The sequence below is a fragment of the Pseudomonas marvdashtae genome (assembly GCF_014268655.2).
In the GTDB taxonomy this organism is placed as follows: Bacteria; Pseudomonadota; Gammaproteobacteria; order Pseudomonadales; family Pseudomonadaceae; genus Aquipseudomonas; species Aquipseudomonas marvdashtae.
In genome coordinates this window covers 2,620,788-2,640,358 of record NZ_JABWQX020000001.1, presented here as the reverse complement: position 1 = coordinate 2,640,358, position 19,571 = coordinate 2,620,788, and the positions used below count along the sequence as shown (strand labels likewise).

Below are 19,571 nucleotides of genomic sequence, written 5' to 3'. Positions count from 1 at the left end.
CAGGACAATGTCTCGCCAAGTGATCAATACCGTTCAGGTGCAGGCCGCCGCCGGGCGTTCGGAAGAACTGGGCCGGCAGTTGCAGCAAATCGTCGAAACCCTGCGGGCCTTGCCAGGCTGCGATGCCTACATGGTCGATCGCTGCCCCGAGAACTCGGACCGCTGGAACGTCAGCGCCCGCTGGCAGTCGGAGGCGGCCATGCAGGCCCACTTCAACTGTCCCGAGGTCCAGGGCTTCATCAGCCTGATCGAAACCCGCCTGGCCCGCAGCGTGGACTTCAATAGTTTTCCGCTGGTGTGAAATGTCCGGTCGTTGCCCCATTGGTCTACCGGTCTTTTGCAGAATTGGAGGTTTTTCCACGCTGTCCAGGGGCTTAGGGTGAAGCCATCGCCACCGCGCGAATTCACTCACCACCAAGGTCCCGCCACGATGAAAACACTCTGCCTGATCGCCGCCCTGAGCCTGTTCCCCGTTGCCCCGCTCTTCGCCCACGAAGCCGGCCCTTCCGAGAAGGTCCAGGTGCTGCAAGAAAAGCAATTGAAGAACCTGCCCGGCAAGAAAGCCATGATGCTCACTGTCGACTATGCACCCGGCCAGTCGTCAATCGCCCACAAACACCAAGGCACGGCCATGGCCTATGTCCTTGAAGGCGCGATCACCTCCCAGGTCAAGGGCGAGCCGGCGACCACCTATAAGGCGGGCGAGTTCTGGTATGAACCCGCCGGCTCCGAGCATCTGGTGTCGAAGAATGCCAGCACCACCCAACCGGCGAAGCTGCTGGTGTTCATGGTGATGGGCGAAAACGAGGCCGTGCTGATCCCGTTGGAAAACTGAACCCAGGCAAGCCAGCCTGGATATCGCCACTGCCCAGCAAAATCCGTTGCAACGTTCGTCCCCCTCACAAGCGGCACGCGGTAAGGTAGCCAAAACCATCCGGATCGAGGTGTGTCTTGGCGTCCTATTCCTTGCGGCAGTTGAAGTACTTTGTCACCACGGTCGAATGTGGCAGCGTCGCTGAAGCTTCGCGCAAGCTCTACATTGCCCAGCCGTCGATTGCCACGGCAGTCAAGGGGCTCGAGGACAGTTTCGGCGTGCAGCTGTTGATCCGACACCATGCCCAAGGTGTGTCGCTGACCCCCGCCGGTGCGCGCTTCTATCGCAAGGCCCAGGAGCTGCTGCGCATGGCCCGGGAGTTCGAGCAAAACGCGCTGGCGGACAACGATGTGGTCAGCGGACAGATCGACATAGGCTGCTTCGAGACCGTCGCCCCGCTCTATCTGCCACGGCTGATCGCCGGTTTTCGCGAGCGCTTTCCCGGGGTGGAAATCCGCGTGCAGGACGGCGAGCAGCAGGAGCTGGTGCAAGGCTTGACGGGCGGGCGTTTCGACTTGGCGATTTTTTATGAGCACGACCTCGACAGTACCATCGAGACCGAGGCATTGACGGCGCCGCAACGGCCCTACGCCTTGTTGCCAGCCGGGCATCGCTTCGCCAGCCAGGCCCAGGTGTCGCTGCGCGACCTGGCGCTTGAGCCGATGATCCTGTTGGACGTGCAGCCCAGCCGGACGTATTTCGTGAGCATCTTTGAAGAGCTTGGCCTGACGCCGAACATCGTCTTCAGCTCGCCCTCCATCGAGATGGTGCGCGGCATGGTCGGCCAGGGGTTCGGTTTTGCCGTGCTGGTGACTCGCCCGCAATCGACCTGTACCTATGACGGCCAGCAGGTGGTCTGCATCGACATCGGCGAAGACGTGACAGGCTCGGCGCTGGTAGCCGGCTGGCTCAAGCGCGCCCACCTCACCAAGCCGGCCCAGTTGTTCGTGAACTACTGCAAAGAGCAATTCGGGGAATGGCTGGCGTAGGCCAGCCACCTTTTATGGCGAGCGAGCTTGCTCTATGGAACAAATTGCAACCATCTGATTTTCAAGGCTGAAAACACATATCGATCGTTCCCACGCTCCTGCGTGGGAATGCCGCCAGGGACGCTCCGCGTTCCGCTTTTGGGGGTGACGCAGAGCGTCACGGGATGCATTCCCACGCAGAGCGTGGGAACGATCAAAGTAAATCCCCTCGCCACAAGAGCGGTTTGCTACAGGGTGGCGGGCTAGCGAGCTGCCCAGGCGTTGAAGCGTTGCTCCAGCTCTTCACCATGGTCGACCCAGAACTCGGCATCCACCGCTTGCGCCTGCGCCAGGTTGGCCTCGGCAGTCGGTAGTTGCTCGCGCACCTCGGCGGGCAGCAAGGCCAGGGTCTGGCGATGCACAGGTCCGTAAGGGATGTTTTCCGAGAAGACTTTCTGGGTTTGCGGCTGACTGGCAAAGGCGATGAATTTCTCGGCCAGGGCCTTGTTCGGCGTGCCTTTGACCACCGCCCAGTATTCCGGGTCATACAGGCTTTGCGGCCAGACAATGCTCAACTTCATCCCTTCCTTCTGCGCCGAGGCGATGCGACCGTTGTAGGCAGCGCTCATCGCCACGTCTCCGGCCACCAACCATTGCGCCGGTTGCGCGCCCGCCTCCCACCATTGGATGTTCGGCTTGATCTGGTCCAACTTGGCGAATGCCCGTGAAACGCCTTCCGGCGTGTTCAGTACCTTGTATACGTCCTCAGTCTTGACGCCGTCCGCCAGCAAGGCGATCTCCAGTGTGTACTTGGCGCCCTTGCGCAAGCCGCGCTTGCCCGGGTACTCGGTCACGTTCCAGAAGTCCGCCCAGGACTTGGGCGCCTTGGCGAGTTTGGTCTGGTCATAGGCCAGGACCATCGACCAGACGTACGTGGCCACGCCGCACTCAGTGAGCGCGCCCGGGACGTAATTCGCCGGATCGCCGAGGGCCGCCTGGTCAAGCTTTTCGAACAGCCCCTCTTCACAACCGCGCAGCAACTCGGGACTTTCCACCTCGACCACATCCCAACTGGTGTGCCCGGCCGAGACCATGGCCTTGATCTTCGATAACTCGCCGTTGTACTCGCCGGCGACGATGTTCCCTGCACCGCTGGCGTTGAAGGGTTGGAAGTAGGCCTTGTCCTGGGCCAACTTGGTGGCGCCGCCGAATGAAATCACGGTAAGGCTTTGTGGCGCGGCCAGGACGCTGGTGCTCAGTAACGCCAGGGCGCACGCAATGTTGCATCGCAAGGATCTGGACATGAAGCGGTTCCTCGAAAATGCCGGCTCGCCCGCACGAGCCGGCGACGGGACTCAAAGGCGACCGTAAGCGCGGGCGGTGCGGTCTACAGCTTTACGGGTCTTATCGACCAGTTCGTTGATGTCGGCATGACTGGCCACCAGCGCCGGGGCCATGATCATCCGGCCCAGCGTGGAGCGGATGATCAGGCCCTCCTCGAAACCGAAGGTGCGGCATTGCCAGGCCATTTCGTTTTCGTTGGCGAAGCGCTTGCGACTGTCCTTGTCTTCGGCCAGTTGCAGGGCCGCGACCAAGCCGGCGCCCTGGATCTCGCCAATCAGCGGATGCCCGTCGAACGTTTCGCGCAGGCAACGTTGCAGGTACGGGCCGGTGTCTTCCTTGACCTGGCTGACGATGCCCTCGTCGCGCAGGGCCTTGAGGTTGGCAATCGCCACCGCCGCCGCCACCGGGTGCCCGGAATAGGTCAGGCCATGGGCAAACACGCCGCCCTGCTCCACCAGCACCTCGGCCATGCGTTTGGACAGGATCAGCCCGCCCATGGGGATGTAGCCGCTGGTCAGGCCCTTGGCGATCGACAAGGTGTCGGGTTCGAAACCGAAATACTCATGGGCAAACCACTCACCCGTACGACCAAATCCACCGATCACTTCGTCGGCGCACAACAGCACGTCGTATTGCCGGCAGATGCGCTGGATTTCCGGCCAGTAGCTCTCAGGCGGGAAGATCATGCCGCCGGCGCCCTGGAAGGGTTCGGCGACGAACGCGGCGACATTGTCGGCGCCCAGTTCGAGGATCTTTTCTTCCAGTTGCCGGGCGGCGCGCAGGCCGAATTCGGCAGGCGTCAGGTTGCCTTCGTGGGCGAACCAGTACGGCTCGTCGATGTGCGCCACATCCGGAATCACCCCGCCCATTTCGTGCATGAACTTCATGCCGCCGAGGGCCGAAGCGCCAAGCGTTGAACCGTGGTAGCCGTTCCAGCGGCCGATCATGATTTTCTTCTGCGGCTTGCCGAGGATTTGCCAATAGCGGCGCACGGTGCGAATCAGCACCTCGTTGGCCTCGGAGCCGGAGTTGGTGTAGATGGCGTGGCTGTAGTGATCCGGCAGCAGGCTGAACAGCAACTCGGACAGTTCCACCACCGCCGGGTGGGTGGTGTGGAAGAACATGTTGTAGTACGGCAATTGCTCCAGCTGCCGGCTGGCCGCGGCCGCCAGGTCCTGGCGGCCGTAACCCAGGTTGGTGCACCACAGCCCGGACATGCCGTCCAGGTAACGCTTGCCATCGTTGTCCCAGAGCGCCAGGCCTTCGCCACGAACGATGACCCGCGGCCCCTCGGCGTTGAGGGCCTTCTGGTCGAGAAACGCATGAATATGGTGCGCGGCATCCAGCGCCTGGTATTCACGGGTGCTGCGTGTTGGCTTGGGTGATGCGCTCATTACAGGTCTCCTTGCTTATTGAAATTGTCGGAATCGGTAGGCGCCAGTGGCTCGGGCTTGAACAGCGGCTTGCCCATCACGCACTTGACCCACACCAGCGCGATCAGCGAAACGATGGCCAGCACCGCACCGGCGCTGGCGAAGATCGGCACCGTCATTTCCGGGCTGGGGGATACATGCCAGATGGCAAAGACCATGCCGGCGATACCGAACAGCTGGGGCAGCGGGTAGAACGGCGTACGGAAAGGCCGATGCGCATCGGGGTAACGACGACGCAGGGCAATCACGTTGATGTGGGTGATGATGTAGGCCAGCAACCAGGCCAGCGCAGCCGCCAGCAGCAAGAGGTTGATAGCGTCGGGGCTGTCGTGCATCAGCAACAACGGCAGGCCGGTGACCAGCGCCACGAACAGCACCGCGACCCACGGCGCGCCGCTGCGCTTGCCCTGGCGCTTGAAGATGCCGAACGCCTGGCCGCTGCGGGCCATGCCCAGCAACATGCGCGGGATGGCCGCAAGCGAACTGTTGAGCGTGCTGCACGTCGCGGTGATGGCGGCGGTCACCAGGAACACCTGCCCGGCTTCACCGAACACCGTGGTCGCGAACAGATAATGCGGCAGGCCGTTGCTGGCCAGCTCAGCCTGGGGAATGGTCAACAACGCACCCAGGCAGTACAGGCAGATGATGACGAAAATCACCGTCAGGCCAATCATCATCGAGGCCGGTATGTTGCGCTCCGGGCGCCGTGTCTCCTCCACCAGAGGGCAGACGAACTCGGCCCCGACGAAGCCCCACACCGCCATCGCGGTCAAGGCGATGACACCGAGCCCCATGGGATTCCAGCCGGAACTCGCCACCAGCGTCGAGACGCTGCTGGCCCCGTCGCTGGCCAAGGCACCGAGGCCCATGACCAACAGCATGACGGTCATGACCAAGGCCAGCACGGTTTGCAGGCGCGAGAAAATGTCGATGTTGAACAGGTTGAGCACGGTGAACAGGCACAGCACCCCCAGCGCCACGCTCAGCGGCGGCATCGAGTGCGGGTAGACCTTGTCGATGATGAATTCCATCAGCAGCAGTTCTGCCGACAAGGCAAACATCGCCACCACGACATAGCCGGAAAAGGTCGCCAGGATCGCCGGGAACTGGCCGATAGCGACTTCGGTGTAGCTGCTCAGGCTGCCGGCGCGAGGAATCATCAGCGCCAGTTCTGAGAACGAACAGGCGTAACTCAGCGCCAGCAGCCAGGCCAATGCCAGCGGTATGACAAAGCCCATGCCGGCGATCCCGGCGCCTTGCAGCATCAGCACCATGACACCCTGGGAAACCACCAGGCCCACGGCGACCGCCAACAGGGCGCTCAGGCCCAGGCGTCGACGTGGGCCTGCCCGGGATGGGGTAACGGTTTGTAGCGGCACGCTTGAGGAACTGTCCATCGGTTGCTCCGTTTTCTTGTTTTATGAAGAACAAAACGATTGCGGGTAGAAGCTTGAGCCGCGGTCAGTCGCGCAGCTGGATCCAGGTGGTCTTGAGTTGCGTGTATTTGTCGAATGCATGCAGCGACAGATCGCGACCGAAGCCCGATTGCTTGCCGCCGCCAAACGGCACGGTGACGTCCAGGGCGTCCACGGTGTTGACCGACACCGTGCCGGCGTTCAACCGCCGCGCCACCCGGTGAGCGCGATTCAAATCGTCGGTCCACAACGAGGCCGCCAGCCCATAGATGTGCGCGTTGGCCATGGCGATGGCCTGTTCTTCGTCGTCGAAAACGCTGACCGCCAACACCGGCCCGAACACCTCTTCACGGGCCAACTGCATGGCCGCAAGCACATCGGTGAAAATCGTCGGCTCAATGAAATTGTTCGATCCGTCGATGCTCAACTGGCGACCACCGCAGACCAGGCTCGCGCCTTCGGCCTGGGCCTGCTGGATGTACTGCATGATCCGTGCGGTCTGGCGCGCATCAACGATGGCCCCGGCCCGGCTCGACGGTTCCAGGGGATTGCCGGGCTGCCACAGCCGCGCTTGATCGATCAGGCGTTCGACGAATTCGTCGTGGATCGAACGCTGCACCAGCAGCCGCGAGTTGGCCGAGCAGACTTCGCCCTGGTTGAAGAAGATTGCGAACGCGGCCTTCTGCGCCGCCAGGTCCAGGTCCTGGCAGTCGGCGAACACCAGGTTCGGGCTCTTGCCACCGCACTCCAGCCAGACCTGCTTGAGGTTCGATTGGGCCGAGTACTGCATGAAGTACTTGCCGACCTCGGTCGAGCCGGTGAACACCAGTGAATCGACGTCCGGGTGCAAGCCGAGCGCCCTTCCCGCCTGCTCGCCCAGGCCCGGCACAACGTTGAGTACGCCCGGTGGCACGCCCGCTTCCAGGGCGAGTTCGGCCAGGCGCAGCGCCGAGAACGGCGATTGCTCGGCGGGTTTGAGCACCACACTGTTGCCCGCCGCCAAGGCCGGTGCGAGCTTCCAGGCCGCCATGTCCAGGGGGAAATTCCACGGCACCACCGCCGCGATCACCCCGAGCGGAACACGGGTAATGGTGGCAAGGACGTTGGCTGCCGATGGCGCGACCTGATCGTAGAGTTTGTCGAGGCTTTCGCCGTACCAGGCAAACACATGGGCGGCCCCCGGCACGTCAATGTTCCAGGCGTCCATGACCGGCTTGCCCATGCTCAGGGAGTCAAGCAGCGCCAGTTCTTCGCGATGGGCCAGCATCAATTGCGACAGGCGCAACAACACCGCCTTGCGTTCGGTCGGCGCCATCCGCGCCCACGGGCCATGCTCAAAAGCCCTGCGGGCGCTGAGTACGGCGAGGTCGACTTCCGGCCCAGCGCAGGCCACCACATTGGCCAGCAACTTGCCGTTGGCCGGGTTGATCACTTCCAGCCGGGCGCCGTCGAGAGCCTCGCATGGTTCGCCGTCAATCAGGGCGCTGTCGCGCAGGCGCAATTGAGCGGCCCGCGCCTTCCAATCATTCAATTCGTTCACAGGTAATTCCTTGAATCAGACGTCGTTGGCTTCGCTGAGGTAAATCGCCAGGCGATCCATCAACCGGTCGCAAGCTGCCATTTGTTCAACGCTCACGTATTCGTCGGGTTTGTGCCCCTGGTCCATGCTGCCGGGGCCGCAGACCACCGAAGGGATGCCGGCCTGGTGAAACAGCCCGCCCTCGGTGCCGAACGCCACGGTGCCGAAGGCGTCGCTGCCACACAGCCGGGCGATCAGGCGCGCGGCTTCACTGTCCGGCGACGTTGCCAGGCCGGGGTAGGCAGACACGTGTTCAAAACGGATCGCGGTGTCGGCATTGACCGCACGCATCCTGGGCAGCAGCGCATGCTCGGCGTAGTCCTGCAACTGGTCCACGACTCGCTGCGGGACAAAATCCGGCAGAGCGCGCACTTCAAAGTCAAAACGACAATCGGCCGGGACGATGTTCAATGCCGTGCCGCCGTGGATCACCCCGACCTGCACCGTCGAATACGCCGGGTCGAAGCGCTTGTCGTGCCGTGACGGCTCGGCCAGCGCCGCGCCGATTTCCCCCAACCGGCCGATCAGGCGCGCCGCCTGTTCGATGGCGTTCACTCCGTCAGGCGCGTAGGCGGAATGGCAAGCCGCGCCTTTGACGTGGCAACGCATCGCCAACTTGCCTTTGTGGCCCAGCACCGGCTGCAGCTCGGTGGGCTCGCCGATCAAGCACAGGGCCGGTCGGGGAATGCGTTGCGGCAACGCTTCCAGCAGACTGCGCACGCCGAGGCAACCGACCTCTTCGTCATAGGAAAACGCCAAGTGCAGCGGACGACGCAGCGGGCTCGACAGGAACATCGGCACCGCCGCCAGCGCGCAAGCGAGGTAGCCCTTCATGTCCGCCGTGCCACGTCCGAACAGCTTGCCGTCCGCTTCGGTGAGTCGGAACGGATCGACCGTCCAGGCCTGGCCGTCCACCGGCACCACGTCGGTGTGCCCGGACAACACGACGCCGCCGGGCACCGCCGGGCCTATGCTCGCCAGCAGGTTGGCCTTGGTGCGGTCGGCGTTGTAGATCAGCTCACTCTCGACGCCCAGCCCATGGAGGTAGTCGCGCACGAACTCGATCAACGCCAGGTTCGAGTCGCGGCTCACCGTGGCAAAGCCCACCAATTCGGCCAGCAGTGCGCGACTGCGCAGCTCACTCATCGCCCGGCACTCCGTAACTCGGCGCCTGGGTCGGATCGAGGGCACGGGTCAGGTAATCGCGCAGTTGCGGCTGATACGCGAGCCAGAGCTTTTCCAGTTCGCCGATGGGGTTTTCATCCGCCCAGTCGACCCGCAGATCGACGATGGGCCAGGTCAGGTCATCCACCACCGACAGCGCCGCCGAGTGCACGGCCCCGGCTTCTCCGCCCGCCGTCTGCCCGGCCTGCAGGGCATTCAGCAGGCGGGACGCGAGGCTGCCTTCGCCCTGCTCGAAAGCCGTCACCATGGCTTCGATGACGCCCTCACCCGCCAACAGATTGCCGGCCGCCACGCATTGCTCACCTGCTTGAGCGCCGTGGATGCCCAAGGCATGGCGGCCGCTGAAAACTGCCGTGCGTCCTTGGGCGTCGATCACCGCCACCTGGCGATACTCGCCATAGCCGTTACGCGCCAAGGCCTTGTCCAACGCTGCCTGGGCGTTCGAACCGAACGACAAATCATCGAGAATCTGCGGCCCGAGGGCCGGCAGCGTGATGTTCTGGCTCGACACCGCGCCGACACCGGCTCGCAGCCACGGGCATCGGGCGCCGACGGCGATGCTGGAAGAACTGATGGCAATGCCCAACTGGCCGGTTTCGGCGCAGCGTCCGACGATGGAAAACGTCATGTCGTGCTCCTTATTCGGGAATGACCGCAATCACGTCGATTTCCATCAGCCACTGCGGCTGGCCCAGGGCGCTGACCACCAGCCCGGTGGAAATCGGAAATACGCCTTTGAGCCATTTGCCGACTTCCTGATACACCGGCTCGCGGTAACGCGGGTCGATCAGGTAGGTGGTGGTCTTGACGATGTGGCTCAGGTCGCTGCCGGCTTCTTCCAGCAGTTGCTTGACGTTGCGCATGGCCTGCTCGGCCTGGGCACGCGGATCGCCGAGGCCCACCAATTGGCCGTTGAAATCGGTGCCGACCTGGCCGCGCACATAGACGGTATTGCCGGCGCGGACGGCTTGGCACAGGTCGTTGTCCAGCGTCTGGTTCGGGTAGGTGTCTTTGGTGTTGAACATGCGGATGCGAGTGTGAGTAGGCATCAGCGGACTCCCATGAGGCTGGTTTTCGAAGGTTGCGTGCTGCCCGGCGCTGGCGATTGGGCAACGCGCTGGGAGGCGTCCCGGTAGTCGAGGTACGTGCGCTGTTTGACGATGTGCTCGGTGATATGCCGGGCGTCGTGCCACACGCCCCAGATGAACGCCGAGCCCCGGCGCGACAGCCAAGGCAGGCCGACGAAATACAACCCTGGCTCGCTGGACACGCCGCGTTGGTGCCGGGGTTTGCCGCTGGCATTGAGGGCATCGACTTTTAGCCAGCTGTAATCCACCGAATACCCGGTCGCCCAGATGATGCTGCTGACACCCGCCTCGGCCAGGTCCAATTCCAGGATCGGTTGGGTCAGGCATTCGGGATCCGGCAATAGGCGACGCGCCTCCGGTTCCGGCGGAAGATCCAGGCCGTTGCGCTCGATATAGGCGTCGGCGGCATCCAACAACGCCAGGTAGTTTTCATCGCCCCTGGCAATGTTTTCGGCCAGGTTCGATTCAAAACTCACCACGCTGCCGTTGAACGACCGGGTCAGGCCCACCAGCGTGATGCCTTCATGGGCCAGCCGGCGAAAATCCACGGTGTGCCCGCCGCGCGCGCCGCTCACGGCGATGGTGACGTGCTCCTTGCCCGGCTTGACCGCTTCGGCATCCCACTCGCCCAGCACCCCCAGCCACCAGCAGAAATCACGGTTGCGATACGCTCGCGGCGGCCGGTCATGGGCACCCACCGAGAGGTAGACCTGCTTGCCGGCGCGCTGCAATTCATCGGCGATCTGCACCCCCGACGACCCGGCGCCCACCACCAGCACCGCGCCGTCGGCCAGATGCGCGGGGTTGCGATATTGCGCCGAATGAATTTGCCTCACCGTGGCCATGTCAGGCGCAATCGGCGGGATCACCGGGCGCTGAAACGGGCCGGTGGCGACCACCACGTTGATGGCCTCGATCAAGCCCTCGGACGTATCGACGGTGAAGCCGGGGCGACCGGTATTGCGCTCGACGCGGCGCACGTCCACGCCGGTACGGATCGGCGCCTTGAACTTGTTGGCATAGGCTTCGAAGTAATCGGCCACCTGGTCCTTGGAGGCGAAGGCATCGGGGTCCAGGCCCTCGAATTCCAGCCCTGGAAAACGGTCATGCCAGGCCGGGCCGTTGGCAACCAGCGAATCCCAGCGCGCCGTGCGCCAGGCCTCGGCAATGCGGTTGCGCTCCACCACAAGGTGCGGCACGCCTTGGCGGCTCAAATGTTCACTCATCGCCACGCCGGCCTGGCCGGCACCTATAACGAGCGTATCTATGCGTATTGTTTCAACGGGCATATCGGGCACTTCCGGCAGTGGGTTTGGTTCAGGTCGGCGCGGTGCCGCCTCGGGTTCTGATTTCTTGTTGTTCTGCGGTTGCGACTATCGAGAGGAGGTGTCGAGGCGATTGTGTTGGCAGGCGGGAATTTGCGAAACGAGGCTTTATGTTGTGGCTGGGAAGGAAAAAACTGGGTGGCAGATTTGCGTCAGCCAGGCCTGGGTGCCACAGGCTTATGGCTCAAAAAATGGGTAGGAGAATTTACGCCGGCTGAGCCGGAAATGCCTTGAGCTCAAGCTTTTCCATCACCAGCGCGATGAACGCCGAGACCGCCAGCGGCAGTTGTCGCCGACTTGGATAGAGCACGTTCAGGCCAAACCCGTGGCGTTGGTAGTGCGGCAATACTCGCACCAATCGGCCGGCGTCCAGATCCATACGGCTCAGCGCTGACGGCAGCACGGCGATGCCCAGGCCCGCCACTGTTGCCTTGCGCAAGGCCTGGGCGGTGTTGGCGTTGAAGCGGCTGGGTATCTGCACCTCCGCTTCGACGCCGTCCGGGCCGACAAGACGCCAGTGACTCAAGCCACTGGGGTGCGCAAAGGTCACGGCGTGGTGATGCGCCAGGTCGTCCAGCGACGCCGGCATGCCCCGCGCAGCGATGTAGGCGGGACTGGCGACCAGGCCGTCGCCCACGTTGCCGAGCAGTTGGCGACCGACGTACCCCGAGTCCAGCAATGCGCCGCCCCGAAAGGCCACATCGATGCGGTCGGCGATCAGGTCGACGCGGGCATCGCTGAGTACGAAGTCGAGTTGCACCCGCGGGTGAGCGGCGAGAAAGTCGGCGATCCATTCCATCGGAAAAAAGTCGAAGAAGTCCGCCATCGCGGCAATCCGCACGAGGCCCGAGGGCTCGTCGCTGCCCTGCATCAGTGCCTGGCCGGCGTCCAACAGGCTGTCCACGGCAACCACGCAACGCTCATAGAACCCCTCGCCCACATTCGTCAGCGTCAGCTTGCGGGTGGAGCGTTGCAGCAGGCGTGCTCCCAACTGCGCCTCCAGTTGCTGGACGCGCCGGCTCACGGTGTTCGAAGGCATGCCCAGCCGCCGAGCCGCTTCGGCAAAACTGCCGCTGCGCACCACTTGGACAAATAGCGCCACGTCATTGAGGTCGAGCATAGCGCCTTGATTCCTTCGTTTATTGGATGAGTTCAATCCGATTCTATCGGCTAATCAATCTATTGGAAGCCGCTTATTCTCTTCCCCATCGAAGCCCCCGCGCTCCAGAACCCCGAGGATCTCCATGAACAGCATCGTCGCAGCGCCACCGCGCACCGTCGTACACCGCACCCGCGGCAGCAGCCACGGTCCCATCACGCGGCTGATGAGCCCCGGCGACCTGGGCCAATTGTGCAAGCCCTTCGTGTTTCTCGATCTGTTCGATTTCAACGCCAAGGCCGTGCCACGCGGCTTCGACATGCACCCTCATTCCGGGATCGCGACGCTGACCTACATGATCGAAGGCGAAGTGACCTACGAAGACACCACCGGTAAATCCGGCGTGCTGCCCAGCGGCGGCATGGAGTGGATGCAAGCCGGCAACGGCGTCTGGCATACCGGCCAGCCCGTCGGCGGATCGCCGATTCGTGGCTTCCAGCTGTGGGTGGCGCTGCCGCCCGACCAGGAAAACGCCCCGGCGACCAGCGTCTACCTCGCCCCAACGGACATCCCTCGGGACGGCCCGGCGCTGGTCATGCTCGGCGAATACGGCGCCGCACGCAGCCCGGTTGCCGCACCGGCCGGCATGAACTACCTGGGCGTGCAGCTCAAGGACAACGAACGCTGGCGCTACACGCCGCCGGCCGGGCACGACGTCGCATGGCTGGCCGTCAACAGCGGCCGCCTCGACGCGGGCGCAAGCGTCGAGGCCGGGGAGATGGTGATCTTCGAGCAATCCCGCCAGTCCATCGACATTGTTGCCCGGGGCGCGACCTCGTTCGTGCTCGGTTCCGCCATCAAGCACCCCCACGATCTGGTGATGGGCTACTACTCGGTGCACACCAGCGAGGCGGCGCTGGAACAAGGCGAAAAGGAAATCCAGCGCATCGGCGCGCTTTTGAAACAACAAGGACGGCTGGCCTAGCCGCCCTTCGATTCCATCCATTTTTATCCTTTCATTGTCTAGAGGTTAACCATGCCCCACATCGGTCTCGATCTTCTGCTGTCTCGCGCCCAGGTCGGCAAGCTGTCCCTGAAAAACCGCATGATCATGGCCCCCATGACCCGCAGCCGGGCCGGTGCCGGCGACGTAGCGACACCGCTCATGGCCGAGTACTACAGCCAGCGGGCCAGCGCCGGCCTGATTGTCACCGAGGGCTCGCAAGTCTCGGCCCAGGGCAAGGGGTATCTGCGCACGCCCGGGATCTTTACCACTGAACAGATCGCGGGCTGGAGGCAGGTTACCGACGCGGTTCACGCCCAGGGTGGGCAGGTCTACTTGCAACTCTGGCATGTCGGCCGCTTGTCTCATCCCCTGGTGCAGGTTGACGGCGCCCTGCCCGTGGCGCCTTCGGCGATCAAGGCCGACGGTGAAATCTACACCCCCGAGGGGCTCAAGCCCTACGAGCTGCCACGGGCGTTGGAGCTGGAGGAAATCCAGGGCGTGGTCGCCGACTTCCACCAAGCAGCCCGCAACGCGAAGCTAGCCGGCTTCGACGGCGTGGAGATCCATGGCGCCAACGGCTACCTGATCGACCAGTTCCTGCGCGACGGCACCAACAAACGCACCGATGCGTATGGCGGCTCGATCGAAAACCGCGCGCGCTTCCTCAAGGAAGTGGTCGAGTCGGTGATTGAAGTCTTCGGCGCCAGCCGCGTGGGTGTTCGCCTGTCGCCGATCTTCAGCTACTTCTCGATGAGCGACAGCAACCCCCAAGCGACTTTCGAATACACCGCCCGGATGCTCAGCCGCTATGGCCTGGCGTATTTGCACATCGTGGAACTGGGCGAAGGCCCGTTCGACTTCCTGGAGCTCAAGCGCCGCTTTGCCGGGCCCTATATCGCCAACGGCGGCTACGGCGCCGCGCGCGCGGGCGCGGCCATCAGCCAGGGGACTGCGGACCTGGTGGCGTTCGGTACGCCGTTTCTGGCGAATCCAGACTTGGTGGAGCGTTTCAGGTTGGGCGAGACCTTGAATGAGGCTGATCCGTCCACCTTCTACCAAGGCGAGGAGCGCGGCTATACGGATTATCCGGTGCTTGCCGCGCACTAGATTTGCCATAGCGAGGTTGATGGAATGAATCACCGCTTCCCGCTCGCCTCGCCGAATTGTACAAAACTGTAAAATACTTATACAAAATGCTTTATCTCGTACAACTCATCCAGTACGCTCCGAAAACTTGTACACGAAAAATGTAATGTACAGCTTTCGGAGCCTGCCATGTCCGCCTTCCTAAAGGGTTTCGCCCGCTCGTTCGCCGAACTGGATGCCAATCGCCTGGCTGAGCTGGACAGGCTTTACAGCGACGATGTGGTCTTTCAGGATCCTCTGCACCGAGTCGTAGGCCTGCCCGCGCTGCACAATTATTTTGCGCAGCTCTACGCCAATGCCAGCGACGTGCACTACGACTTCCATGGCTACGACGAAGTTGGCTCCGGCGAGGGTTACCTGCGTTGGACGCTGCGTTTCAGGCACCCGCGCCTGGCCGGCGGCGCGCCGATCGAAGTGCAAGGTTGCAGCTATCTGCGCTGGAACGATCGGATCTACCTGCACCGCGACTTTTTCGACGCCGGCGCCCTGCTCTACGAGCACTTGCCGCTGTTTGGCCCGGTCATCCGCTGGCTGAAGCGGAGGCTGGCATGAGCCGCGTCTGGTTGACCGGTGCCAGCAGCGGCATCGGCGCTGAGCTGGCGGCGGTGCTCCTGGAGCAAGGCCATCGCCTGGCGTTGAGTGCCCGCCAGGCCACCCCGCTGCGAGTCTGGGCGGAACGCTATGGGGACCAAGTGTTGGTGTTGCCCGGGGACCTGACCGACCCGGGCCAAGTGGCGGCCATCATCGAACGCATTGACGTCGAATGGGGCGCGCTCGATCAGGTGATCCTTAATGCCGGCACCTGTGAATACCTCGAGCCCGGGCACTTCGACACGCGCCTGGTGGAACGAGTCCTGAATATCAACCTGCTGGGCACCTGCCATTGCCTGGAAGCAGCTCTGCCGCTGTTGCGCCGAGGCCGCAATCCACACTTGGTGGCGGTTTGCAGCGCGGTGACCTGGCTGGCCCTGCCCCGCGCCGGTGCCTATGGCGCATCCAAGGCAGCGTTGCGTTATCTGGTCGAATCCCTGCGCATCGACCTGGCCGCCGAAGGCATCGACGTGACGCTGGTGAGCCCGGGTTTCGTCGACACGCCACTGACCCGGCGCAACGACTTCCCCATGCCCATGCGCTGGTCGGCGCAACGGGCCGCCCGGCACATCACGCGGCGGTTGCCGGCGCGACCGCTGGAGATCGCTTTCCCCTGGTTGTTCATTGCTGTGATGCGTCTGCTCGGACGCCTGCCCGCACGCTGGCGCCTGGCGCTGGGTCGGCGCCTGTCACGCGACGCCGGGGAGGCTTGAGCCATGCGCATTGCGATCATTGGCAGCGGTATCTCGGGACTGACGTGCGCTTATCTGTTGTCCCGCCAGCACCAGATCACCTTGTTCGAAGCCGACGACAGGATCGGCGGCCACACCCATACCGTGGATGTCGAATGGCAGGGCCGGCGCTACGCCGTGGACACCGGTTTCATCGTGTACAACGACTGGACCTATCCGAATTTCATTCGCTTGATGGACCAGCTGGGCGTTGCGTCGCGCCCGACGGAAATGAGTTTTTCGGTGCACGACCCCGCCTGCGGCCAGGAATACAAGGGCCACACCCTGAACAGCCTGTTTGCTCGACGCCGCAACCTGCTGTCGCCGGGGTTCTGGGGCATGCTGTTGGACATTCTCCGGTTCAACCGGCAGGCAACCGCCGACCTGCTGGCGCACCGCATCGATGCCACGACCCGGCTCGGGGATTACCTCCGCGATCGAGGTTACGGTCGACGGTTCACCGAGCATTACATCGTGCCCATGGGGTCGGCGATCTGGTCGATGTCACCGGCCGGAATGATGGAATTCCCGCTGCAGTTCTTCGTGCGTTTCTGCCACAACCACGGCTTGCTGTCGGTGAACCAGCGCCCGCAATGGCGGGTGATCGAAGGCGGCTCGCGCGGTTACATCGACCCGCTGTGTGCCGATTTCCGCCAGCATATTCATCTCGATTGTCCGGTGCGGCGCGTCAGCCGTGACCACGAAGGCGTCAGCGTCCACAGCCGCCGTGGCATCGAGCGGTTCGACAAGGTGGTGTTCGCCTGCCACAGCGACCAGGCCCTGGCGTTGCTGGAAACCCCGAGTGCCGCTGAAGCCGACGTGCTCGGCGCCCTGGCTTATGCCCATAACGAGGTGCTGCTGCATACCGATACCCGGTTGTTGCCGCAACGGCAAAAGGCTTGGGCGAGCTGGAACTACCGGTTGGGCGGCCCGCTCCAGGCGCCGGCCGCACTGACCTACAACATGAACATCCTCCAGGGTTTGGATGCCCCCGTGACGTTCTGCGTGAGCCTCAACCAAAGCGAGTTTGTCGACCCGGCCAAGGTGCTCGCCCGGTTCGACTACGCCCATCCGCAATACAGCCTCGCCGGCATCGCCGCCCAGGCCCGGCAAGAGAATCTGCAAGGACGCCAGCACAGCTATTTCTGCGGTGCGTATTGGGCCAATGGTTTCCACGAGGATGGCGTGGTGAGCGCGCTTGCCGTCGCGAAGCATTTCGGAGAAACGCTTTGAACAGCAGCCTGTGCTACGGCTGGATCGATCATCGGCGCCAGGCGCCACGCGCCCACGCGTTCCGATATCCGATCGGCATGTTCTACCTGGACCTCGCCGAGCAGGAGCAAGTGCTGGGCCTGTCGCGCCTGCTGCGGCCCTGGCGCGCGGCGCCGTTGTGCTGGCGCGAAAGGGATTACCTGCCGGCCCTGACACGCCAGGGTATGGCATTGACTCAAGCGGTGCGGGACACGCTCCAGCAAGCCCTGGGATCCGCCCCCCAAGGCGCGATCCATCTGCTGACCCAACCGCGCAGCTGGGGCCTTTCATTCAATCCGGTGAGTTTCTATTTCTGTCATGAGCTCGACGGGCGCCTGGCGGCAATCCTCTGCGAAGTGCGTAACACGCCCTGGCGTGAGCGCCACCATTACGTGCTGCCGGTGCTTGCCGGCGAGCCCCACACATTCCGGGTGGCCAAGTCGTTCCATGTTTCGCCCTTCCTGCCACGGGACATGGACTATCACATGCGTTTCCTGATCCAGGACTCGCACATCCGCGTGCGCATGGAGAACTGGCGCGCCGGTCACAAAGTGTTCGAGGCCGACCTTGCATTGCAACGTCGCCCCTTGGACGCGCCGGCGTTGCGCCGCTATTTCCTGGCCTTCCCGTGGATGAGCCTGCGCACCTTGAGCGCCATTTACTGGCAGGCACTGCGCCTGCTTTTCAAACGCACGTCCCTGCACGATCACCAGGCCAGCCAAAGCGACCTGAGCGTCGGCGAAACTGTTCAAAAGGATCCAGTCCATGCCCGAACCCACCCTGAGCGTCACTAAGGCCGTCGGTTTCTGTCCGTTCAGCGGCGGACTTTTCAAGCAAGCCGTACTGTCGCAATTGCGCCGCCTGTGTCACGGCCATCTGCGCCTCAAGCTTGAGGGCGGCTCCTTGAGCTTCGGCGACGCAGACAGCTCACTCTTGGCCGAGGTCGAGATACTCGACAACGCCGCCTGGGGCATGATCGCCGGCAATGGCTCGATCGGTGCCGGCGAGGCCTACATCCAAGGCTACTGGCGCAGCGACGACCTGACCGCCGTGACCCGCCTCTTCGTTGCCAACCTGGACGTGCTCGATGCCATGGACAGCGGCCTCGCGCGCCTGGGCCGACCGTTGCTGCGGGGATTGCACTGGCTCAACCGCAACAACCGCAAGGGCTCGCGGCGCAACATCATGGCCCATTACGACCTCGGCAACAGACTGTTCGAACGCTTGCTCGACCCCACGATGATGTATTCGGCGGCGATGTTCGTCAGTGCCGAACAAAGCCTCGAAGACGCTCAGGTCCATAAGCTGCAACGTATCTGCGAAAAGCTCGACCTGCGGCCCGGCGACCATTTGCTGGAGATCGGCACCGGTTGGGGCAGCCTGGCCATCCATGCAGCCAGCCATTTCGGCTGCCGCGTCACCACCACGACGCTGTCCGAAGAGCAATACTCCCACACCTGCCGGCGTGTCGAGGAGCTTGGCCTGCAACAGCGTATCGAAGTGCTGCGCAAGGACTACCGTGACCTGGAGGGGTCCTTCGACAAGCTGGTGTCTATCGAGATGATCGAAGCCGTCGGCCATCGCTTCCTCCCTGAGTACTTCCGCCGCTGCGCCGCCCTGCTCAAGGATGACGGCTTGATGTTGCTGCAAGCCATCACCATCCGCGACCAACGTTACGATCAGGCCCGACGCTCGGTGGATTTCATCCAACGCTACATTTTTCCCGGCGGCGCGTTGCCTTCGCTGACGGTGCTGCTGCAGACCGCCAGCAGCCAGACGCCACTCAACCTGGTGCACCTGGAGGATTTCGGGGCGCACTACGCCCGCACGCTGCGCCACTGGCACGACAACTTCCGGCAATCGAGCCAGGCGTTGCTTGAGCTGGGTTACGACGAGACCTTCCAGCGCTTGTGGGAGTTTTACTTGTGCTATTGCGAGGGTGGATTCCAGGAACGCGCCATCGGTGTCGCGCAATTGTTGTTCGCCGCACCAGGCGCCCGTCCCGTGCCCTTGCTGGAACAGCGGCAAGCGTGATGGGCCGCACCGGTCTGATCGTCAATGCGCTCTGGCTGCAACTAGGCTGGTGGGGCTGTGTACTGGGCGCGCACCAGCCCGCCTGGCTGGTAGCGGTGGTCGGCGGATTACTGCTGCACCTGACGAACTGCCCCGAACCGAAGGCCGAGTGCCAAGCGGTGTTGCGTGTCGGCGTGAGTGGCATGTTATTGGATTGGAGCCTGGGAGCCCTGGGCCTGTTCGGCTTCGGCGATAGCCCGTTGCCGCTGTGGCTGGCCCTGCTCTGGCTGGTTTTTGCCACAGGCTTTCGGCACAGCATGGCCTGGGCCGGCAGCCGTCCGTGGCTCGGGGCGCTGGCGGGAATGATCGGCGGCCCCCTCGCCTATTGCGCGGGCGCGCCCCTGGCGGGCGTGACGCTGCCGCTGGGTGTGGCCGGCACCGCGCTGGTCCTGGCGCCGCTATGGGCGATATGGCTGCCACTGGCCGCGCGCCTGGCCGACTCCCGCTGATCGGCGCACGGGGC

At 63.5% G+C, this 19,571-nt stretch carries 19 protein-coding genes and 1 pseudogene; 11 read left to right on the top strand and 9 right to left on the bottom strand.

All coding sequences use genetic code 11. The features are described 5' to 3' along the window. Nucleotides 1-7 precede the first annotated feature (7 nt). The 3 genes from HU742_RS11885 to HU742_RS11875 all read left to right on the top strand — a co-directional run bounded on the left by HU742_RS11885 (nucleotide 8) and on the right by HU742_RS11875 (nucleotide 1,863). Nucleotides 8-301: a putative quinol monooxygenase gene (locus tag HU742_RS11885; protein WP_186610699.1), complete on the top strand. Its 294-nt coding sequence runs from the start codon at nucleotides 8-10 to the stop codon at nucleotides 299-301. 129 nt (nucleotides 302-430) lie between these two features. After that, nucleotides 431-835, top strand: a complete 405-nt coding sequence (locus tag HU742_RS11880) for a cupin domain-containing protein (RefSeq protein WP_186642620.1) — start codon at nucleotides 431-433, stop codon at nucleotides 833-835. A 116-nt stretch (nucleotides 836-951) separates the two neighbouring features. Beyond that, the gene (locus HU742_RS11875; RefSeq protein ID WP_186610693.1) at nucleotides 952-1,863 is read left to right on the top strand and encodes a LysR family transcriptional regulator; all 912 of its coding nucleotides are present in this window, start codon (nucleotides 952-954) and stop codon (nucleotides 1,861-1,863) included. Between the two features lie 242 nt (nucleotides 1,864-2,105). Here HU742_RS11875 and HU742_RS11870 read toward each other — a convergent pair whose 3' ends face one another. The 9 genes and pseudogenes from HU742_RS11870 to HU742_RS11830 form a co-directional block, all read right to left on the bottom strand. Next, nucleotides 2,106-3,146, bottom strand: coding sequence for an ABC transporter substrate-binding protein (locus HU742_RS11870; RefSeq protein ID WP_186632007.1), 1,041 nt, complete (start codon nucleotides 3,144-3,146; stop codon nucleotides 2,106-2,108). A 51-nt stretch (nucleotides 3,147-3,197) separates the two neighbouring features. Beyond that, nucleotides 3,198-4,580 (bottom strand): aspartate aminotransferase family protein, encoded by a 1,383-nt coding sequence (locus HU742_RS11865; RefSeq protein ID WP_186642619.1) that lies wholly within the window; start codon nucleotides 4,578-4,580, stop codon nucleotides 3,198-3,200. Further along, nucleotides 4,580-6,016 carry an APC family permease gene (locus tag HU742_RS11860; protein WP_186642618.1) on the bottom strand — a complete coding sequence of 479 codons (1,437 nt, stop codon included), beginning with the start codon at nucleotides 6,014-6,016 and terminating at the stop codon, nucleotides 4,580-4,582. The genes HU742_RS11865 and HU742_RS11860 overlap by 1 nt, the downstream gene beginning before the upstream one ends. A gap of 64 nt (nucleotides 6,017-6,080) precedes the next feature. After that, a complete protein-coding gene (locus tag HU742_RS11855; protein WP_186642617.1) occupies nucleotides 6,081-7,574 on the bottom strand; it encodes an aldehyde dehydrogenase in 1,494 nt (497 codons plus the stop codon). A 15-nt stretch (nucleotides 7,575-7,589) separates the two neighbouring features. Next, on the bottom strand, nucleotides 7,590-8,759 hold the full coding sequence (argE, locus tag HU742_RS11850) for an acetylornithine deacetylase (RefSeq protein WP_186642616.1): 1,170 nt from the start codon (nucleotides 8,757-8,759) through the stop codon (nucleotides 7,590-7,592). Then, entirely contained in the window at nucleotides 8,752-9,426 is a 675-nt protein-coding gene (locus tag HU742_RS11845; RefSeq protein ID WP_186631991.1) for a DUF1028 domain-containing protein, read from the bottom strand. Before HU742_RS11845 ends, argE begins: the two co-directional genes overlap by 8 nt. A 10-nt stretch (nucleotides 9,427-9,436) precedes the next feature. After that, nucleotides 9,437-9,847, bottom strand: coding sequence for a RidA family protein (locus HU742_RS11840; RefSeq protein ID WP_003201555.1), 411 nt, complete (start codon nucleotides 9,845-9,847; stop codon nucleotides 9,437-9,439). Continuing rightward, a pseudogene (locus HU742_RS11835) lies at nucleotides 9,847-11,207 on the bottom strand (flavin-containing monooxygenase). Before HU742_RS11835 ends, HU742_RS11840 begins: the two are co-directional and overlap by 1 nt. A 209-nt stretch (nucleotides 11,208-11,416) precedes the next feature. After that, nucleotides 11,417-12,331 (bottom strand): LysR family transcriptional regulator, encoded by a 915-nt coding sequence (locus HU742_RS11830; RefSeq protein ID WP_186642614.1) that lies wholly within the window; start codon nucleotides 12,329-12,331, stop codon nucleotides 11,417-11,419. Between the two features lie 124 nt (nucleotides 12,332-12,455). On the opposite strand from HU742_RS11830, the gene HU742_RS11825 reads away from it, so the two are divergent. From HU742_RS11825 to HU742_RS11790, 8 genes are all read left to right on the top strand, one after another. After that, nucleotides 12,456-13,295, top strand: coding sequence for a pirin family protein (locus HU742_RS11825; RefSeq protein ID WP_186631982.1), 840 nt, complete (start codon nucleotides 12,456-12,458; stop codon nucleotides 13,293-13,295). A gap of 51 nt (nucleotides 13,296-13,346) precedes the next feature. Continuing rightward, nucleotides 13,347-14,423 carry an alkene reductase gene (locus HU742_RS11820; protein WP_186642613.1) on the top strand — a complete coding sequence of 359 codons (1,077 nt, stop codon included), beginning with the start codon at nucleotides 13,347-13,349 and terminating at the stop codon, nucleotides 14,421-14,423. 168 nt (nucleotides 14,424-14,591) lie between these two features. Continuing rightward, complete coding sequence (locus HU742_RS11815) at nucleotides 14,592-15,014, top strand: nuclear transport factor 2 family protein (protein ID WP_186642612.1); 423 nt, start codon at nucleotides 14,592-14,594, stop codon at nucleotides 15,012-15,014. Beyond that, nucleotides 15,011-15,766: an SDR family NAD(P)-dependent oxidoreductase gene (locus HU742_RS11810; RefSeq protein WP_186642611.1), complete on the top strand. Its 756-nt coding sequence runs from the start codon at nucleotides 15,011-15,013 to the stop codon at nucleotides 15,764-15,766. Before HU742_RS11815 ends, HU742_RS11810 begins: the two co-directional genes overlap by 4 nt. A gap of 3 nt (nucleotides 15,767-15,769) precedes the next feature. Continuing rightward, a complete protein-coding gene (locus HU742_RS11805; RefSeq protein WP_186631970.1) occupies nucleotides 15,770-17,017 on the top strand; it encodes an NAD(P)/FAD-dependent oxidoreductase in 1,248 nt (415 codons plus the stop codon). Further along, entirely contained in the window at nucleotides 17,014-17,829 is an 816-nt protein-coding gene (locus HU742_RS11800) for a DUF1365 domain-containing protein (RefSeq protein ID WP_186631965.1), read from the top strand. Before HU742_RS11805 ends, HU742_RS11800 begins: the two co-directional genes overlap by 4 nt. Beyond that, complete coding sequence (locus tag HU742_RS11795; RefSeq protein WP_186631962.1) at nucleotides 17,801-19,069, top strand: SAM-dependent methyltransferase; 1,269 nt, start codon at nucleotides 17,801-17,803, stop codon at nucleotides 19,067-19,069. The genes HU742_RS11800 and HU742_RS11795 overlap by 29 nt, the downstream gene beginning before the upstream one ends. After that, a complete protein-coding gene (locus HU742_RS11790; RefSeq protein WP_186631959.1) occupies nucleotides 19,069-19,557 on the top strand; it encodes a DUF2878 domain-containing protein in 489 nt (162 codons plus the stop codon). Before HU742_RS11795 ends, HU742_RS11790 begins: the two co-directional genes overlap by 1 nt. The last annotated feature ends 14 nt before the right edge of the window (nucleotides 19,558-19,571 follow it).

What these genes read in the sequence shown, in the direction of transcription:
- HU742_RS11795 (WP_186631962.1), top strand. Translation starts at nt 17,801, where the DNA reads ATGCCCGAACCCACCCTGAGCGTCACTAAGGCCGTCGGTTTCTGTCCG.
- HU742_RS11820 (WP_186642613.1), top strand. Translation starts at nt 13,347, where the DNA reads ATGCCCCACATCGGTCTCGATCTTCTGCTGTCTCGCGCCCAGGTCGGC.
- HU742_RS11830 (WP_186642614.1), bottom strand. Translation starts at nt 12,331, where the DNA reads ATGCTCGACCTCAATGACGTGGCGCTATTTGTCCAAGTGGTGCGCAGC.
- HU742_RS11885 (WP_186610699.1), top strand. Translation starts at nt 8, where the DNA reads ATGTCTCGCCAAGTGATCAATACCGTTCAGGTGCAGGCCGCCGCCGGG.
- HU742_RS11870 (WP_186632007.1), bottom strand. Translation starts at nt 3,146, where the DNA reads ATGTCCAGATCCTTGCGATGCAACATTGCGTGCGCCCTGGCGTTACTG.
- HU742_RS11810 (WP_186642611.1), top strand. Translation starts at nt 15,011, where the DNA reads ATGAGCCGCGTCTGGTTGACCGGTGCCAGCAGCGGCATCGGCGCTGAG.
- HU742_RS11860 (WP_186642618.1), bottom strand. Translation starts at nt 6,016, where the DNA reads ATGGACAGTTCCTCAAGCGTGCCGCTACAAACCGTTACCCCATCCCGG.
- HU742_RS11815 (WP_186642612.1), top strand. Translation starts at nt 14,592, where the DNA reads ATGTCCGCCTTCCTAAAGGGTTTCGCCCGCTCGTTCGCCGAACTGGAT.
- HU742_RS11790 (WP_186631959.1), top strand. Translation starts at nt 19,069, where the DNA reads ATGGGCCGCACCGGTCTGATCGTCAATGCGCTCTGGCTGCAACTAGGC.
- HU742_RS11825 (WP_186631982.1), top strand. Translation starts at nt 12,456, where the DNA reads ATGAACAGCATCGTCGCAGCGCCACCGCGCACCGTCGTACACCGCACC.
- HU742_RS11880 (WP_186642620.1), top strand. Translation starts at nt 431, where the DNA reads ATGAAAACACTCTGCCTGATCGCCGCCCTGAGCCTGTTCCCCGTTGCC.
- HU742_RS11845 (WP_186631991.1), bottom strand. Translation starts at nt 9,426, where the DNA reads ATGACGTTTTCCATCGTCGGACGCTGCGCCGAAACCGGCCAGTTGGGC.
- HU742_RS11840 (WP_003201555.1), bottom strand. Translation starts at nt 9,847, where the DNA reads ATGCCTACTCACACTCGCATCCGCATGTTCAACACCAAAGACACCTAC.
- HU742_RS11865 (WP_186642619.1), bottom strand. Translation starts at nt 4,580, where the DNA reads ATGAGCGCATCACCCAAGCCAACACGCAGCACCCGTGAATACCAGGCG.
- HU742_RS11805 (WP_186631970.1), top strand. Translation starts at nt 15,770, where the DNA reads ATGCGCATTGCGATCATTGGCAGCGGTATCTCGGGACTGACGTGCGCT.
- argE (WP_186642616.1), bottom strand. Translation starts at nt 8,759, where the DNA reads ATGAGTGAGCTGCGCAGTCGCGCACTGCTGGCCGAATTGGTGGGCTTT.